Here is a 16,428-nt window from a genome sequence, read left to right on the forward strand (position 1 = left end):
TCCCGGTGGATGTTGCGGGAGTGAAGACTCATTTCAAGGAAGCCCTTATATGTTCAAAAACATGTCCATCGGCCAGAAACTGAGTGCCGGATTTGCCATCCTGGCCTTGTTGGTACTGGGCTTGGCCTGGTTTTCAATCAGCCAGCTGGCAAAGCTCTATGGTGATACCGAAACCATCACGGGTAATTTACTGCCTTCTACTCGTCTGGCGAGCCAGATGCATGTTGCCGTGCTGGATGCGCGTCGTTCAGAGTTGGCCCAGGTCATCGGTGGCCTGAACAAGGATGAGCAAGAGGTAAGCGATCGCACCCTGACCTTCAATAAGGCCAAGCAGGAATTTGAGCAAGCAGCCCAAAAATATGGTGCTTTACCTTTCACTACTGGTGAAGAGAAGCAGGTTTATGAGCAGGTGGTTGCGGCGGGGGCCAAGTATTTTTCGGTACATGACCAGCTGTTAAATGCCTTTGCTGCTGGCGATCTGGATAAAGTCAGAAGTCTGCGCAAAAACGAGACTCGTGCCGCATTGGAAGAGGTTGGTGCCAAGTCTTATCGTTTGCGGGAGATCAATAACGAGATTGCCGATGAGATGGTGAAAGACATTGCGGCCATGTATAGCAATGCCAGAACCATGAGCATTATTGTCAGCCTGGTGACGCTGGCTTTTGTGGTGGTGATTGCCTGGCTGTTGACCGCCCAGATCCGCAATCCGGTGATGGCCCTGCTGGAGCAGACCCGCCGTGTCTCCTCCGGTGATCTTACCTCCCGCATCGATATGCAACAGTTCAACAATGATGAACTGGGGACTCTTGCCAAAGGGTTTGGCGAGATGCAGACCAATTTGCGTACCCTGGTCAGTGAAGTCTCGGGCTCAGTGGTGCAACTGAGTTCGGCCACCGAAGAGATGAGCTCGGTAGCAAGGCAGTCAGCGGCCAACATGAGTGCCCAGCAGCATGAACTTAATCAGCTGGCAACCGCGATGAACGAGATGCAGGCTACGGTTCAGGAGGTTTCTCGCAACACCAGCGATGCCGCCAGTGCCGCCACCTCGGCCAGCGAAACAGCAGAGATTGGGGCCAAGACTGTTAATGACTCTATTTTGCGCATCGAGCGGGTGGCGGGGGCCATCGAGAGCACTGCAGTGGTGATCCGCCAACTGGGCGATGATAGCCGCAATATCGGCATGGTGCTGGAGGTGATCCGCGGCATTGCCGAACAGACCAACCTGCTGGCATTGAACGCGGCGATTGAAGCGGCCCGGGCCGGTGAGCAGGGACGGGGTTTTGCGGTGGTGGCTGATGAGGTGCGTACTCTGGCCAAACGAACCCAGGACTCCACCTCCCAGATCAATACCATCATTGCCGAGTTGCAGCAGCGTGCCGAACAGGCGGGCAGTACCATGCAACAGAGTCAGGAGCTGATGAACACCACGGTAGCTACCGCGCGGGAAGCGGGCGAGTCTATCTCCCAGATCAGTGGCTCGGTCAGCAGCATCTCCCACATGAACATCCAGATTGCAACGGCCACCGAAGAGCAGGGCGCGGTGAGCGAGGAGCTCAACCGTAACGTGGTCAATATCAGTCATGCTTCCGAAGAGGTGGCCGCCGGTGCCACCCAGATGGCTCAGGCGTGCAACGAGTTGAACCACCTGGCTACCCAACTGCAGGATATGGTGCGCCGTTTCAGGGTGTAATCCATCGGCGAGTCAAACAGCCTGATTACCGCGAGGTGATCGGGCTTTTCTGTTTTGGAGGGGCAGCCAGAGAGGCTCACTGCAAGTGGATGACTTGTCCCGCCGGACGATATTGTGCATGCTGATGGCCCATTTTCCAGGCAGGACTCTTGCTGTATGAATCTTCGCGATCTCGAATATCTGGTGGCGCTGGATGAGGAAAAACATTTTCGCAAAGCCGCTGAACGCTGCTTTGTCAGTCAACCCACCCTGAGCGGCCAGCTGCGCAAGCTGGAAGATGAACTCGGGGTCATTCTGATCGAACGTACCTCGCGCAAGGTGCTGTTTACTCCGGCTGGCGATGCCATGGCCCATCAGGCGCGTCGGGTGCTCAAGGAGGTGCGCGAGCTCAAGAGCATCGGTCAGCACTTCTCCGAGCCGATGTCAGGGGAGATCCATATCGGTTTTATTCCGACCGTGGGCCCCTACCTGTTGCCCCGCATTATCCAGACCCTGCGTGAGCGTTTTCCCCAGCTGGAGTTCTATCTCTATGAGGAGCAGACCCAAACCCTGCTCAAACGGCTGGAAGAGGGGGAGCTGGATTGCGTCATTCTGGCCGAGATGCCTGGGATGGAGGGGTTTGGTTCAATCCAGCTCTATCATGAGCCGATGTGGTTGGCGGTGCCTTGCCATCACCCCGAAGCACAGGCCAGACAAGTGCCACTCGGCAATCTCAAGGGCAAGAAATTGCTGATGCTGGCCGATGGCCACTGTTTGCGGGATCAGGCGATGGGCTTCTGTTTCGCTGGCGGGATAGGTGAGGATCAACGCTTCAAGGGGACTAGTCTCGAGACGCTGCGCAACATGGTGGCCGCCGGTAGCGGCATGACCCTGGTGCCAAAGCTGGCCGTACCCGCCGATCATGATGAGGGAGGGGTGAGCTATCGTCCTGTGGTTGACCCTGTGCCGGGTCGTACCATCTCGCTGCTCTATCGCCACTACTCGGTACGTCGCCCCTGTTTCAACGAGCTGGCCGCCTCGATCTCCACGCTGATGAGCAAGCAGTTGGCCCAATAAAAAAACCGGCAGCCAAGGCTGCCGGTTTTGTTGCTGCCGCGAGAGCAGCTTAGAAGATATCGTCGGTAGAGACAGGCCCTTCCACATCGGGGTTGTCGCCACCGTAGACCTGATTGCCGTCCGAACTGGGCGCGGCGTAACGGGTCGGCTCGGTCCCTTCCTTGAAGTATTCGTCGGTTCCGCCACTGGTCGCCAGCAGTCCGGTTTCGCTGTCAATCTTCACCGTCATGATCCCTTCGGGAACCGGCATCTTGTGCTCCGGCTGCTTTTTGAGGGCGACTTTCATGAAGTCGATCCAGATAGGCTGTGCAGCGCCACCACCAAACTCGGCACGGCCAAGGCCACGCTGGTGGTTGTCAAAACCGATCCAGGAAGTAGCTACGATGTCCGGGGTATAGCCGGAGAACCAGGCATCCCGCGATTCGTTGGTGGTACCGGTTTTGCCGGAGATATCGTGACGTTTCAGGTCACGGGCTGCACGCCAGCCGGTACCACGCCAGCCGTTGCCACCCCAGATGGCTGTGCTCAAGGTGTCGGTGATCAGGAACGCGCTCTGGGCACTGATGGTATGCGGGGCGATGGTTGGCGCGAGAGGGGTCTGCGTGCCATCTTGTGCTGCGCCATCAACAGTTGGCTCCGGCAGTGTGCTCTGCTCGGACGCCGTCTGCTGTTCGCAATTGTTGCAGGCAATGGCAGGATTGGCCTGATAGAGGGTGTTCTCCAGGCTGTCGGTGACTTTGTCGATGAAGTATGGGGTCACCAGGAAGCCACCGTTGGCCAGTACCGAGTAACCACGCACCACCTCGAGGGGGGTAAATTCGGCTGCGCCCAGCGCCAGTGACTCATGGGGCGAGATGAAGTCGCGGGGGAAGCCAAAGCGTGTCAGACCGTCGATATAGGTATCCAGACCGATGGCGCGCATCAGTCGAACCGACATCACGTTCTTGGACTTGGCCAAACCCAGACGCAGCGGGGTGGGGCCATCATAAACGGCCGGGGAGTTCTTGGGCTGCCACATGGGCCCTTTTGACGGATCCCACTGGTTGATTGGCGCATCGTTGATGAGCGACGCCAGGGTATAGCCGTGCTCCAGCGCGGTCGCATAGAGGAAAGGCTTGATATTTGAACCGATCTGGCGACGCGCCTGATCGACCCGGTTGAATTTGGATAGTTCGAAGCTGAAGCCGCCAACTACTGCTTCCAGCGCGCCATTTTTCGGGTTCATGGCAACCAGCGCGGCGTTGACGTCCGGGATTTGGGCCAGCAGCAACTCTTCGCCCTCTTCCCGCACCCAGATCTGGGCGCCGACTTTCAGTACATCGCGTGCCGATTTCGGGGCATAGCTTTGGCGGTCGTCGGTAATAAAGGAGCGAGCCCATTTAATGCCGTTCCAGCCCAGCTCTGCTTCCTTGCCATTTTTAAGTACCAGTGTGGCGCTACGGTCACCGAGCTTGGTAACTACGGCCGCCATCAGCGGATCATAAGTGGGTTGCTTGCCAAGGTGGGCCACGATCTGCTCGTAATCCCAAGCTGTTTCGCCTGCCTTCCACAACTGGGCCGTCGGGCCACGATAGCCGTGACGCATATCGTAGGCAAAGACGCCATCCAGCAGAGCCTGTCTGGCGGCCCTTTGGCGTTCGGCAGAGACGGTAGTGTAGACGTGCAGGCCCATGGTGTAGGCATCTTCACCAAACTGCTCTACCATCTTCTGGCGTACCATTTCACCCAGATAGGGAGCGTGCAGGGTCACTTCGGCGCCGTGAAAACGGGCCTTGATCGGCATTTTGGACGCTTCGTCAAACTGGGCCTGGGTGATCTTGCCGGTCTCCAGCATCCGACCAAGCACAACGTTGCGGCGCGCAAAGGCGCGCTCGGGGGATCGGATGGGGTTGAGCATGGAGGGGGCTTTGGGCAGACCTGCAATGATGGCGATCTCGTCCAGCCCCAGATCCTTGACCTCTTTACCAAAATAAACCTGAGCCGCAGCACCGATCCCGAAGGAGCGATAACCGAGAGGGATCTTGTTGAGGTACAGTTCGAGGATCTCGTCTTTTGAGAGATTCTGCTCGATCCGCCAGGCCAGGAAGACCTCCTTTATCTTGCGGATGATGGTTTTCTCATTGCTCAGGAAGAAGTTGCGTGCAACCTGCTGGGTAATGGTGCTGGCACCCTGACGGGCATGACCTGATACGGCCCAGACGGAGGCGGCGCGAATGATGCCGATGGGGTCAATGCCGGGGTGCTCGTAGAAGCGGGCATCTTCGGTTGCCAGTACGGCATCGATTATTGGTTGGGGGATTTCATCCAAGCGCAACGGAATGCGACGGATTTCACCATATTGGGCGATCAATTCCCCATCTCGGCTGTAGACCCTCATCGGGGTTGCCAGTTTGACATCACGCAGTGCGGTGACATCGGGCAGTTGGGGTTTGATATAGAAGTAGATACCGATGAGGCTGGCAACACCCAGCACAGCACCCAGCATCATGACAATAAACAGGCGAACGAGCCATTTCAGCATGGAAGAACTACCAATCGTCTTAAATTTAGCCAACGGGCGCAGAGTATAGCCCTTTTGCCATCTGGAATTCGAGGTTTTCCTGTGGCAAGTCACCCATCGACAGGATGCGAGAGGTTAGCACTACAGTGAGCAATAACCAAGGTGCCTCCCTTTATCTCAAGAAAGCGAGGTGGGTCACTTTTCGGTATAAACTTTATGACATTGATAGTTAGAGCATTTAGGATGGATCAAGCTCTCATCTGATTAGAGTGTCCTACACTCAATTCAGGTATAAAACCCAATAACGCATGGATGTGTATATGTTTGGGCTATTTAATAAGGGATCCCTCCTCCCCCTGGTGGGCATTGATTTCGGTAGCCAGACCATCAAGGCCGTTACCCTCACTGGTCGTCCCGGCAAGCTTCATATTGAATCTGTTGCCGAGGTCGCCACCCCGAAAGGTACGCTGGTTGATTACCAGCTACAGGATATCGAGCGGGTCAGCCCATCTTTGAAAACCCTCAAGCGCCTTATCTCTGGCCACAGCGATTATGCCGCGACAGCGGTGACTGGTTCCAATGTGATCACCAAGGTCATCCAGATTGATGCTCGCCTTGGTGACAAGGAGCTGGAGAGTCAGGTGCAGCTGGAGGCCGAACAGATCATTCCCTTTCCCCTCGATGAAGTCAGCCTCGATTTTGAGGTGCTGGACACCAGCGCCAGTGAAGATCGTCAGGATGTCCTGTTGAGCGCAGCCCGTACTGAGAGCGTCAATGGCCGGGTCAGCGCTCTCGCTGAGGCTGGCATTGCCGTCAAGGTAGTGGATGTGGGAGCCCATGCCTTGGGGCGGGCCGTTGTGGCCTGTTTGCCCGAGTTGCAGGAGAGTGAGCGACCGATCGGGGTGATCGACATCGGTGCCAGTGCCATGACCTTCGCGGCGCTGGTCAAGGGAGAGGTGATCTACTCCCGCTTGCAAAACTTCGGCGGCGATCAGTACAGCCAGGCGCTCTCCTCCTTTTATGGCATGACGCTGGATGAGGCTGAGCAGGCTAAAACCAAAGGTACCTTGCCTGTTGACCATGAGCTGGATGTGCTGATGCCCCACATCAACTCGCTGCTGCAGCAAGTGCGGCGCAATATCCAGCTGTTTTGCAGTTCATCCGGTTATCGCGACATCGCAAAACTGGTGCTGACGGGGGGAGGCAGTCTGCTACCCGGTTTGTTGGTACAGGTAAAAGAAGAGGTCAATTGCGAGGTGTTGCACCCGGATCTGTTCGCCCTGTTTGGCAAACCGAAAGGAGAGGCCGAGCTGGTACATGGCGCTAAATATATGACGGCATTCGGGTTGGCTCTGAGGAGTTTTACACCATGTCAAATATAAACCTTCTCCCCTGGCGCGAGGCTCGTGCTCAGCGGCAAAAGAAACAGTTTGGTGCCCTGCTCGGGCTTTTCGTGTTGGTCACTGTCGCACTGAGCCTCTTTGCCAACTGGCTGGTCGAGCGTCAGATTGCCGCCCAGCAGCAGCGTAATCAGCGTCTGGTTCAGGAGATGACCATCCTGGATGCACAACTGGGAGAAATCCGCCTGCTTAAAGAACGTCGCAAGGAGCTGATCGATCGGATGCAACTCATCGAACATCTCCAAATGCGTCGAAATGTGCCCGTTCGTCTTTTCAACCAGTTGCCCTCTCTGGTACCCAATGGGGTTTACCTCAATACCCTCTCGTTGCAGAACAATATTATCGATGTCAACGGCAAGACAGAAGCTTATGGTCGAGTTGCCAGCATGATGCGTCGAATCGATGGTTCCGGCTGGCTGGGACAGTCGAAAATAAGCACCATTTTTGCAGCGGAGGTCGCGCCGGTATCGTTGAGTCAATTCTCGATGATGTTCCTGATTGCCAATAATACCGCGGCTGCCGGGGATATGGCCAAGGAGAGCAAATGAACCTTCAGCAACTCAACGAGCTTGATCTGAATGACATCGCGAGCTGGCCAAAATGGGCGAAAGCTGTCTTTATCCTGCTGTGCTGTGTGTTGACTGGTGGCGCTATTTATTACTACGTGATTGCCAATTCCTTAGGCAATCTGACCAAAGAGAGCGCCAGAGAGACGGAGCTTAAAGGCCAGTTTGAAAGCAAGGCGATGCTGGCAGCCAATTTGGGCGCCTACAAGGCACAAATGATCCAGCTCGAGCAACTGGTCGATACCCAGCTCAAGCAGTTGCCCAATACCCATGAGGTCGCCGGTTTGCTGGACGATATCAGTTTTATTGCCACCGATAATGGCTTGAAACTCAATCGCATCAACTGGGAACCTGAGGTCAAGCACGAGTTTTCTACCGAATTGCCCATGCGGATCGAGGTAGTAGGTAATTATCATCAGATCGGCAAGTTTACGGCAGATATGGCAGCCCTGCCTCGTATCGTCATACTCGACTCCTTTACCTTGAGTCAGAGCAAGGATGAGGGAGACCTGATTGCTATGTCGATGCTGGCCAAAACCTACAAGTACAACGGTAAAACAGTGGAGCAGAAACAATGAGACGCATCTGCTGGTTGTTACCTGCCCTCTTGCTGACGGCCTGTGGTGGTCAGGAGGAGATGGATTCCTATATTGCCGAAACAAAGGCAAGACCCCCTGTACCTATTGAACCCTTACCCCAGTTGAAGCCGTTTTCCCCCATGCACTATCAACAACGCGATCTGCGTAGTCCCTTCATGATGCCGCAACCAGAAGCAAGTGTCGGGCGCGCGAATAGTGCCCAGGTGAAGCCTGATTGCGCACAGGTTATGATGGACAGAGAAAAAGAGGTATTGGAAAACTACTCTCTCGCCAGCTTGTCAATGCACGGCTCCTTGGGAAAGGCCGGGCAGTTGTGGGCCCTGATCAGCACACCTGATGGAAAATCAATACGGGTCGGGCTCAACCAGTATATGGGGCTCGATCAGGGTAGAGTCATCAAGATTACTCCTACGGCAGTGGATTTACTGGAAACCATTCCGGACGGGAAGGGGTGCTGGGTAACAAGAGAAACCCAGTTGGCGATGGCCAATATGCAAGAAAAACAATAATCAGGGACGAACAGCAATGAGAACAACCATAGACAGTGTAACAAAAGTGGCTTTGCTGTTTTGCGCCAGTGCCTTTGGTCAGGCGTGGGCAGTGGCAACCTTGCAAGAGATAAAAGTTAATCCATTGCTGGCAGACCAGTTGCAACTGGAGCTCAGCTTCAGCGAGCCTGTGAGTGGCTTTACCGATCGTCTCTCCTATAAACCTAACCAGCTCCTGCTGCATGTCCCCGGTGCTGTGGGTGCACTCAAGGTGAACCCGCTGCCTATTCAGCGTCAGGGAGTAGACAACATCAAGGTGGAAGGGAAGGGAGCTGGCCTTGATATCAAGATTGCTCTCGATCAGCTGGCTCCCTATCAGGTGCAGCAACAGGGTAACAAATTGCTGGTTTCCCTTGGTGAAGGGACCTCATCAGCTCTGATTAATGGCGAAAGCGCCCTGATTGCACCAGCCGCAACGGCTTCCTCAGCCATGGTGGCCACTCCAGCTCCTTCGGCACTGCTCAATTCTCAGGTTGTTGCCAAGTCAATGCCTGTTGCACCGGTAACCCCTCCTGTTGCGACGCCTGCTGCCAGCAAACCACTGCTCGGCAGCTATCAAAACAGTGGCAGTGGAGCCTATTTCAACTCGGTGACCGGGGTGGATTTTCGTCGTGGCAAGGATGGTCAGGGGGAGTTTCTGGTCACACTTGACAACAGCTCGGCTGCCGTCGATGTGAGCAGCCGCGGTCAAACTGTGCTGGCCAAGTTTCATGGTACTCGCGTGCCTGATGGTTTGCTTAATCTGATCAATGTGCAGGATTTTGCGACACCGGTCTCTCAGGTTGAGGTGTCCCGGCAGGGCAACGATACCCTGTTTGAGCTGTCGGTTAATGGCCAGTTTGATTACCGTTACGATCAGGCTGATAAACTGTTCATTATCGAAGTGAAAAAACGCACGGCGGCATCTGCGTCTTCAAAGCAGTATCAGGGCAAGCCCATCTCATTGAACTTCCAGGATATCCCGGTTAGAACCGTGTTGCAGCTTATCGCTGACTTCAACAACCTCAATCTGGTTACTACCGATTCTGTGGCAGGCAATCTGACACTACGTCTGGATGGCGTGCCCTGGGAGCAGGCGCTCGACATCATTTTAAAAGTGCGCGGTCTGGATAAGCGGCTTGATAACAACATCCTGCTGGTTGCTCCGGCTGAAGAGATTGCGGCACGGGAGAAACAGCAGCTGGAGAGCCGGAATCAGGTGGCTGATTTGGCCCAGTTATATACCGAATATATGCAGATCAACTATGCAAAAGCATCCGAAGTGGCTGCTCTGCTCTCATCCGAGAGTACCAAGTTGCTATCGCCACGTGGCGCGGTGAGTGTGGATGAACGGACCAACGTGCTGGTTGTGAAGGATACGGCTGAGGTTATCAGCAGTATCAAGCGGATGCTGGATATTCTGGATATCCCGGTCAAGCAGGTGGTGATCGAAGCGCGTATGGTGACCATCGATGACGGTTTCGATGAAGCGCTCGGGGTACGTTGGGGAGTGACCAAGAACGATGGTCACGGCAACAGCACTTCAGGCTCTATTGAAGGGAATGATTCGTCCGGTAATAACGACGGTAGTTCAACGATTACCAGACCCTCGGTCGATAATCGGATGAACGTCAATCTGCCGGTGACCAATGCTGCCGGTACCTTGGCATTCCAGGTTGCCCGTCTGGCCGATGGAACCCTGCTTGACCTTGAATTGTCTGCGCTGGAAAAAGAGAGCAAGGCCGAGATTATCGCCAGTCCGCGGGTGACCACTGCGAACCAGAAACCGGCGTTGATCGAACAGGGTACCGAGATCCCCTATGTGGAGTCCTCTTCCAGTGGTGCAACCTCGGTCACCTTCAAGAAGGCGGTACTGAGCTTGAAAGTCACGCCGCAGATCACCCCTGACAACCGGGTGATCCTCGACCTGACCGTGACCCAGGATACCAAGGGCGAAACCGTACCGACCGGTACCGGTGATGCAGTCTCCATCAACGCCCAGTCCATCACGACGCAGGTACTGGTTAACAATGGCGAGACACTGGTGCTGGGCGGCATCTATCAGCAGACTATCAAAAGCGATGTGACCAAGGTGCCCTTGCTGGGTGATATCCCCGGATTGGGCGCCCTGTTCCGCAAGACCACCAGCGAGAACAAAAAGCGTGAACTGCTTATTTTCGTGACCCCCAAGATAGTCACCGACGCCTTCTGAAGGCTTTACATGTGAAGGTAAAACACATATAACCTTACGCCCCAATGAGGCTGGGGCGTAAGGGCTGCGGTTGCCAGTCCCGATATCTATTGAGATAATCCCCCTCCTGATCCATCGCAAGATAAGGTTCATAGGTACCCCGATCCAGTATTTATCGGGGTCGTACAGTTTGTAATTACTAACGAAAAAACATGGCTGAGAAACGCAATATTTTCCTGATAGGTCCCATGGGTGCGGGCAAGAGCACCATAGGTAGACATCTGGCAGAACAACTGCATATGGAGTTTTTCGACTCAGATCATGAGATTGAGCGCCGCAGTGGTGCTGATATCGGCTGGGTGTTTGATGTTGAAGGCGAAGAGGGTTTCCGTATTCGCGAAGAGAAGGTGATCAGCGAATTGTCTGAGCAGCAGGGTATCGTGCTGGCAACCGGTGGTGGAGCCATCAAGAGCCGGGAAACCCGCAACAAGTTGTCTGCTCGTGGCATCGTGGTCTACCTCGAAACCACCATTGAAAAGCAGTTGGCGCGTACACAGCGAGACAAACGCCGTCCTCTGCTACAGACTGAAGAGCCGCCGCGTGAGGTGCTGGAACGTCTGGCACAAGAGCGCAACGCCCTGTATGAAGAAGTGGCTGACTTTGTTATCCAGACAGATGATCAAAGCGCAAAGATCGTTGCCAATCAGATTGTGAAGCTGATCGGTATGTAATCAAGAGGACGTCCATGGAACGGTTGAAGGTTGAACTGGGTGAGCGCAGCTATCCCATCGAGATAGCTGCCGGTTTGCTACAGCACCCCGAGGTGCTGGCAGCAAGCATCAAGGGCAGGCGGGTGATGATAGTGACCAATACGGTCGTCGCCCCGCTCTATCTTGAGAAAGTGACTTCCCTGCTGGCGGATTTTCAGGTGGAACACCTTGTTCTGCCCGACGGCGAGGCGTACAAGAACCTGGCGACCTTTGAGCAGATCATGTCTGCTCTGCTTGAAACCAACCATGGGCGCGATACGACACTGATCGCTCTGGGGGGCGGCGTGATCGGGGATGTGGTGGGCTTTGCGGCAGCAAGCTATCAACGTGGCATTCCTTTTATCCAGATCCCGACCACTCTGCTCTCCCAGGTTGACTCCTCTGTTGGCGGTAAAACCGCGGTCAACCACCTCCTCGGCAAGAACATGATTGGGGCTTTTTATCAGCCCAAACAAGTTGTTATCGATACCGAATGTCTGAGTACCTTGCCAGCCCGCGAATTTGCCGCAGGGATGGCCGAGGTGATCAAGTACGGCATCATTTGGGATGCTGATTTCTTCAGCTGGCTGGAGCAGAACATGGTGCGTCTGCAACAGCTGGAACCTGCCGCGCTGGCCTACGCCATCAAACGCTGCTGCGAGATCAAAGCCGATGTGGTCGGTCAGGATGAGACCGAGCACGGCGTCCGTGCGCTGCTCAATCTGGGCCACACCTTTGGTCATGCCATCGAGGCCGAGCAGGGGTATGGCAACTGGCTGCATGGTGAAGCGGTATCCGCCGGCACCATGCTGGCAGCCTGGACTGCGCAGGCCCGTGGCGATATGAGCGAAGCGGACGTCGCGCGAGTGCGCGCCCTGCTGCTGGCCGCCAATCTGCCCATTCATGCGCCTGCCGAGATGGATTTCGCCGCCTTTATTCGCCATATGCGCCGTGACAAGAAGGTGCTTGAAGGCAAGCTGCGTCTGGTGTTGCCGGTTGGCATCGGCCATGCGCAGGTGGTGGGGGATGTGTCCGATGCCGAGTTGCTGGCGGTGATCGAGTCTGGTCGTGACGAATAAACTGCTAAAACTTCCTTCCCAGCGGCAGCTGGTTGACCGGCTGCTGCATCTGATTGAATTCAATCACCCTTTCATTTTTCTCTCCGGTAAACCCGGTTGTGGTCGCGGTACCCTGTGCGAATCCCTGCTCGGCGTGTTGCCGGAAAAAGTGCGGGTGGTGAGCCTGATCGGCACGCCTGCCATGAAGATGGTGGATGTGCGTCAACTGTTGCTGCCCCAGGTGGTGGCACGTCCCCTATTCAACCCGCAGGATGCCCTTGCTGATAGTTTCTTTCGCATGCTGGAAGGGGGCAAGCCTGCCACCCTGTTGCTGCTGATAGAGCGGGCCGACCTGTTACCGGCTGAACTGCTGGGAGAGTTGTGGACCATCAGCCGTCACAACGATACCCTGGCGGCGCCCCATCAGCTGGCCATTATCGTCTCGGGCAGTGACGTCTGGTGTCGTACCCAACGGCCGCAGCTCAAAGGGCGAGCCATGCCAGCCCTTGAGCTGGAAGTGCCGCCACTGAGCCCGCCGGAGCAGCGCATCTTCTTGTATGAAAAAGCCAAAGAGCTCAAGATCCCGGCGGCTCTCCTGCCCAAGCTGCAAGTGGAAGAGATCCTGAAAACGGCGAATGGACATCCGGCCACCATCATGCAGTCACTGGAGGATATCATGACCGACAGAAGGCCCAAGAAGCGTCAGGCGGAGTTGCCTGTCAAGAAGATTGCCACCGCTATCGCGTTGGTCGCTGGCGGGCTGCTGGCGTTGAGCTACCTGCTGCCTGCGCTGTTTGACAATGAAAGCAAACCGGCGCTGCAGGATCCTGCGCAGAACACGGCATTGCCGATCCCGGTAGCGGGAGGCGATCCCCTCACCGCTGGCGGTTCGAATACAGATTCCGCTGCACAAGGCGCGCAAAACAGCGATGCAGCCAGCAATCCAAACGGGGTTGTGAAAGATTGGCAGCCGGAGGCGAAAGTGCTGCCCAAATCGGTGGAGAGCGAAACTGTGACCACCGAATCAACCAATTACGAAGGGCGTCGGGTGGTGATCTCTGACGAGGTCGTGCAAAAGCTGATGACCGAACCCAAGGTGAGCGGCGCACTGCCTACTGACGTGGTGGACGAGCTGACCGGCAAGAACCCGAGTGGCACAGCCCCCAGTGGTGCAATCGCAACCACGGCGCCAGCCAGTACCGCCAAAGCACTGAATCCGGTGACAACCGCAACGCCTGCGGCCACCACCAAAACAGCCAGCAACGAGCCGGTTGCCGCGCCTGCACCCAAGGTGGTCCTGACACCGGTCGCCACCTTGAACAAGAAGCCGCGCAATCACTACAGCGTTCAGCTGATGGGGGCGAGCAACACCAAGGCGGTGGATCAATTTGTCGCCGAGCATGGTCTGGCGGGCAAGGTATGGGTCTATCAAACCAAATTCCGTGGCAGCCCCTGGTACGTGGTGCTGCAAGGGGATTATGCCGGTCTGACCCAGGCCAAGAGTGCCATTCGCAAGCTTCCGCCAGCCTTGCTGAAAGGTCAGCCCTGGCCCAAGTCGTTTGCACAGGTACAAAAAGAGCTGAAGCAATAGCCTTGATACCGGATAAGGGGGTAGAATCGTCCCCCTTTTTGGGTCTTGCCTTCTTACACACCGGATTTCCATGAAAAAAACACGCGCTTTTTTAAAATGGGCCGGGGGAAAATACTCCCTGGTTGAAGAGATTGCCGAGCGCCTGCCGGCCGGGCGTGTGTTGCTGGAGCCCTTCGTCGGGGCCGGGTCTGTGTTTCTCAACACCGACTACGACGCGTATGTGCTCAACGACATCAATCCGGATCTGATCTGCCTGTACAACCACCTCAAGCTGACGCCGGACAGTTTCATTGCCGAGGCGCGCAAGCTGTTTGTGGCAGAGCACAACCACAAGGCGGCCTATTACCGGCTGCGTACCCAGTTCAATCAGACCGAGACCACCTTCGAGCGGGCACTCTTGTTCCTGTTTCTCAACCGTCACGGTTTCAATGGATTGTGCCGCTACAACAAGAAGGGCGGCTTCAACGTGCCGTTCGGTTCCTACAAGAAACCCTATTTCCCGGAAAAAGAGCTGTGGGCCTTTGCCGAAAAGGCGCAGAAGGCGACCTTTATCTGCGAGAGCTACGCCGACGCCATCAAGCGTGCCGAAGAGGATTGGGTTATCTACTGTGATCCACCCTATGCGCCGCTCTCCACTACGGCGAGCTTCACCACCTATGCCTCCGGTGGGTTTACCCTGGATGATCAGGCGATCCTGGCGCGACTGGCCCGCCACACAGCGGCTCACAAAGGGGTGCCGGTGCTGATTAGCAACCACGATATCGAGCTGACTCGTGAGCTTTATCGCGGTGCCCGCCTCGATGAAATCCTGGTCAAGCGCACCATCAGCCGCAACGGCGGCACCCGCAACAAGGTGGCCGAGTTGTTGGCGCTCTATCCGCCCGGAATCGAACCGGAGCAGGGCTACTATCCCAGCGACAGTGAACTGCTGCCACTGACGTAACAGACCATGCGGCGCCCAGGGGCGCCGTTTTTTATGGGCGAGTCCGCGCCCGTGCCGATGCCCCAAAACCCGGGTGGCAGGGGGAGGGGAGGCGATTGCCCCATTTCCCCCGCATTCGAGTCGTTTTCGCCCGCCTTTTACGTTAAAATTGCGCCGCTTTTTCTCCCTGGCTGCCAATGGATGATGCTGATGAAAGACTTTCTGATTGCCCCCTCGATCCTCTCTGCCGATTTTGCCCGTCTGGGTGACGATGTAGCCAAGGTACTGGCTGCCGGTGCCGACGTGGTTCACTTCGACGTGATGGACAACCACTATGTCCCCAACCTGACCATTGGCCCCATGGTCTGTCAGGCGCTGCGTGACTACGGTATCGAGGCCCCCATCGACGTGCACCTGATGGTCAAGCCGGTGGATCGCATCATTCCCGATTTTGCCAAGGCGGGTGCTTCCCTCATCACCTTCCATCCGGAAGCGTCCGATCACGTTGATCGCTCTTTGGGCCTCATCAAGGAGATGGGCTGCCAGGCGGGTCTGGTGCTGAATCCTGCTACCTCGCTCTCCTGCCTCGAGTATGTGATGGACAAGCTGGATGTGATCCTGCTGATGTCGGTCAACCCGGGCTTCGGTGGCCAGAGCTTCATTCCCGGCACCCTCGACAAGCTGCGTCAGGTGCGTCGTCTGATCGACGAGAGCGGCCGCGATATCCGCCTCGAGATCGATGGTGGGGTGAAGGTCGACAACATTCGCGAGATCGCCGAAGCGGGCGCCGACATGTTTGTCGCCGGCTCGGCCATTTTCAGCCAGCCTGACTACAAGGCGGTGATCGACAAGATGCGTGCGGAGCTGGCTCATGTCACACGCTGAGCGCGCATTTGATTTGGTGCTGTTCGATCTGGACGGCACCCTGATTGACAGCGCCGCCCAGCTGGCGCTGGCTGTCAATCTGACTCTGGCAGACCTCGGTCTGGCGCAGGCTGATGAAGCGGTGATCCGTACCTGGGTCGGCAACGGAGCCGACAAGCTGATCCAGCGGGCGCTCGCCTATCGCGAGGCCGATCCCGAGTTGTTTGCCAAGGCCAGACCGATCTTTTTCCAGCACTACAACGCCTGCCTGCTGCAAGGGCTGGCTATGTATGACGGGGTTGCCCAGAGTCTGCGTCGCCTGCAAACCCTGGGTTACAAGCAGGCGATCGTCACCAACAAGCCGAGTGATTTCGTGGCACCCATCCTCGATGCCCTTGGCATCAGCGATTGTTTCGAACTTTGGCTTGGCGGCAACTGCGTGCCGGTCAAGAAGCCGAGCCCGGAGCCATTGCTGCACGCTTGCCAGGAGTTGGGGGTGAGCCCGGCTCGCACTCTAATGGTGGGCGACTCCGAAAATGACGTGCTGGCGGCCAAGGCGGCCGGCATGAAGGTGGTGGGCCTGACCTACGGTTACAACTATGGCCGCCCCATTGCCGACTCCCATCCAGACTGGGTATTCGAGCAGTTTGCCCAGCTCGATGCACTTTTGGTCTAATAGCGCAGCTGGGCTGGCTGAATAACAAGGATTAACACT

14 protein-coding genes are annotated in these 16,428 nt (G+C 56.2%); 13 read left to right on the top strand and 1 reads right to left on the bottom strand.

Annotation, left to right across the window (positions count from 1 at the left end; all coding sequences use genetic code 11):
* Window positions 1-49 precede the first annotated feature (49 nt).
* Both G5137_RS15845 and oxyR read left to right on the top strand, forming a co-directional pair.
* On the top strand, window positions 50-1,690 hold the full coding sequence (locus tag G5137_RS15845) for a methyl-accepting chemotaxis protein (protein WP_216953054.1): 1,641 nt from the start codon (window positions 50-52) through the stop codon (window positions 1,688-1,690).
* A 156-nt stretch (window positions 1,691-1,846) separates the two neighbouring features.
* Window positions 1,847-2,746 carry a DNA-binding transcriptional regulator OxyR gene (gene oxyR / locus G5137_RS15850; RefSeq protein WP_257687017.1) on the top strand — a complete coding sequence of 300 codons (900 nt, stop codon included), beginning with the start codon at window positions 1,847-1,849 and terminating at the stop codon, window positions 2,744-2,746.
* A gap of 49 nt (window positions 2,747-2,795) precedes the next feature.
* Here oxyR and G5137_RS15855 read toward each other — a convergent pair whose 3' ends face one another.
* The gene (locus G5137_RS15855) at window positions 2,796-5,267 is read right to left on the bottom strand and encodes a penicillin-binding protein 1A (protein ID WP_421255650.1); all 2,472 of its coding nucleotides are present in this window, start codon (window positions 5,265-5,267) and stop codon (window positions 2,796-2,798) included.
* A 299-nt stretch (window positions 5,268-5,566) separates the two neighbouring features.
* On the opposite strand from G5137_RS15855, the gene tapM reads away from it, so the two are divergent.
* The 11 genes from tapM (at window position 5,567) to G5137_RS15910 (ending at window position 16,389) form a co-directional block, all read left to right on the top strand.
* On the top strand, window positions 5,567-6,628 hold the full coding sequence (gene tapM / locus G5137_RS15860; RefSeq protein WP_323137627.1) for a PilM family type IVa pilus assembly protein TapM: 1,062 nt from the start codon (window positions 5,567-5,569) through the stop codon (window positions 6,626-6,628).
* The gene (gene tapN, locus G5137_RS15865; RefSeq protein WP_216953058.1) at window positions 6,616-7,194 is read left to right on the top strand and encodes a PilN family type IV pilus biogenesis protein TapN; all 579 of its coding nucleotides are present in this window, start codon (window positions 6,616-6,618) and stop codon (window positions 7,192-7,194) included. The genes tapM and tapN overlap by 13 nt, the downstream gene beginning before the upstream one ends.
* Window positions 7,191-7,790: a PilO family type IV pilus biogenesis protein TapO gene (gene tapO / locus G5137_RS15870; RefSeq protein WP_216953059.1), complete on the top strand. Its 600-nt coding sequence runs from the start codon at window positions 7,191-7,193 to the stop codon at window positions 7,788-7,790. Before tapN ends, tapO begins: the two co-directional genes overlap by 4 nt.
* A complete protein-coding gene (locus tag G5137_RS15875; protein WP_216953060.1) occupies window positions 7,787-8,320 on the top strand; it encodes a pilus assembly protein PilP in 534 nt (177 codons plus the stop codon). The genes tapO and G5137_RS15875 overlap by 4 nt, the downstream gene beginning before the upstream one ends.
* A gap of 16 nt (window positions 8,321-8,336) precedes the next feature.
* A complete protein-coding gene (locus G5137_RS15880) occupies window positions 8,337-10,550 on the top strand; it encodes a type IV pilus secretin PilQ (RefSeq protein ID WP_421255651.1) in 2,214 nt (737 codons plus the stop codon).
* 191 nt (window positions 10,551-10,741) lie between these two features.
* A complete protein-coding gene (gene aroK / locus G5137_RS15885; protein ID WP_005347909.1) occupies window positions 10,742-11,260 on the top strand; it encodes a shikimate kinase AroK in 519 nt (172 codons plus the stop codon).
* Between the two features lie 14 nt (window positions 11,261-11,274).
* Window positions 11,275-12,357, top strand: coding sequence for a 3-dehydroquinate synthase (gene aroB / locus G5137_RS15890; protein ID WP_421208787.1), 1,083 nt, complete (start codon window positions 11,275-11,277; stop codon window positions 12,355-12,357).
* Entirely contained in the window at window positions 12,347-13,927 is a 1,581-nt protein-coding gene (locus G5137_RS15895; RefSeq protein ID WP_421255652.1) for an SPOR domain-containing protein, read from the top strand. Before aroB ends, G5137_RS15895 begins: the two co-directional genes overlap by 11 nt.
* A gap of 70 nt (window positions 13,928-13,997) precedes the next feature.
* Window positions 13,998-14,870, top strand: a complete 873-nt coding sequence (locus G5137_RS15900; protein WP_005335008.1) for a Dam family site-specific DNA-(adenine-N6)-methyltransferase — start codon at window positions 13,998-14,000, stop codon at window positions 14,868-14,870.
* Window positions 14,871-15,059: 189 nt separating this feature from the next.
* The gene (gene rpe / locus G5137_RS15905; RefSeq protein ID WP_005335006.1) at window positions 15,060-15,734 is read left to right on the top strand and encodes a ribulose-phosphate 3-epimerase; all 675 of its coding nucleotides are present in this window, start codon (window positions 15,060-15,062) and stop codon (window positions 15,732-15,734) included.
* Entirely contained in the window at window positions 15,721-16,389 is a 669-nt protein-coding gene (locus tag G5137_RS15910) for a phosphoglycolate phosphatase (RefSeq protein ID WP_139494141.1), read from the top strand. The genes rpe and G5137_RS15910 overlap by 14 nt, the downstream gene beginning before the upstream one ends.
* Window positions 16,390-16,428 lie beyond the last annotated feature (39 nt).

It is taken from the genome of Aeromonas sp. 600282 (genome assembly GCF_049175755.1).
GTDB classification, from domain to species: Bacteria; Pseudomonadota; Gammaproteobacteria; order Enterobacterales; family Aeromonadaceae; genus Aeromonas; species Aeromonas veronii_A.

Excerpts from the sequence above, each read along its gene's own strand:
- G5137_RS15845 (WP_216953054.1), top strand. The coding sequence starts at position 50 with ATGTTCAAAAACATGTCCATCGGCCAGAAACTGAGTGCCGGATTTGCC.
- oxyR (WP_257687017.1), top strand. The coding sequence starts at position 1,847 with ATGAATCTTCGCGATCTCGAATATCTGGTGGCGCTGGATGAGGAAAAA.
- G5137_RS15855 (WP_421255650.1), bottom strand. The coding sequence starts at position 5,267 with ATGCTGAAATGGCTCGTTCGCCTGTTTATTGTCATGATGCTGGGTGCT.
- tapM (WP_323137627.1), top strand. The coding sequence starts at position 5,567 with ATGTTTGGGCTATTTAATAAGGGATCCCTCCTCCCCCTGGTGGGCATT.
- tapN (WP_216953058.1), top strand. The coding sequence starts at position 6,616 with ATGTCAAATATAAACCTTCTCCCCTGGCGCGAGGCTCGTGCTCAGCGG.
- tapO (WP_216953059.1), top strand. The coding sequence starts at position 7,191 with ATGAACCTTCAGCAACTCAACGAGCTTGATCTGAATGACATCGCGAGC.
- G5137_RS15875 (WP_216953060.1), top strand. The coding sequence starts at position 7,787 with ATGAGACGCATCTGCTGGTTGTTACCTGCCCTCTTGCTGACGGCCTGT.
- G5137_RS15880 (WP_421255651.1), top strand. The coding sequence starts at position 8,337 with ATGAGAACAACCATAGACAGTGTAACAAAAGTGGCTTTGCTGTTTTGC.
- aroK (WP_005347909.1), top strand. The coding sequence starts at position 10,742 with ATGGCTGAGAAACGCAATATTTTCCTGATAGGTCCCATGGGTGCGGGC.
- aroB (WP_421208787.1), top strand. The coding sequence starts at position 11,275 with ATGGAACGGTTGAAGGTTGAACTGGGTGAGCGCAGCTATCCCATCGAG.
- G5137_RS15900 (WP_005335008.1), top strand. The coding sequence starts at position 13,998 with ATGAAAAAAACACGCGCTTTTTTAAAATGGGCCGGGGGAAAATACTCC.
- rpe (WP_005335006.1), top strand. The coding sequence starts at position 15,060 with ATGAAAGACTTTCTGATTGCCCCCTCGATCCTCTCTGCCGATTTTGCC.
- G5137_RS15910 (WP_139494141.1), top strand. The coding sequence starts at position 15,721 with ATGTCACACGCTGAGCGCGCATTTGATTTGGTGCTGTTCGATCTGGAC.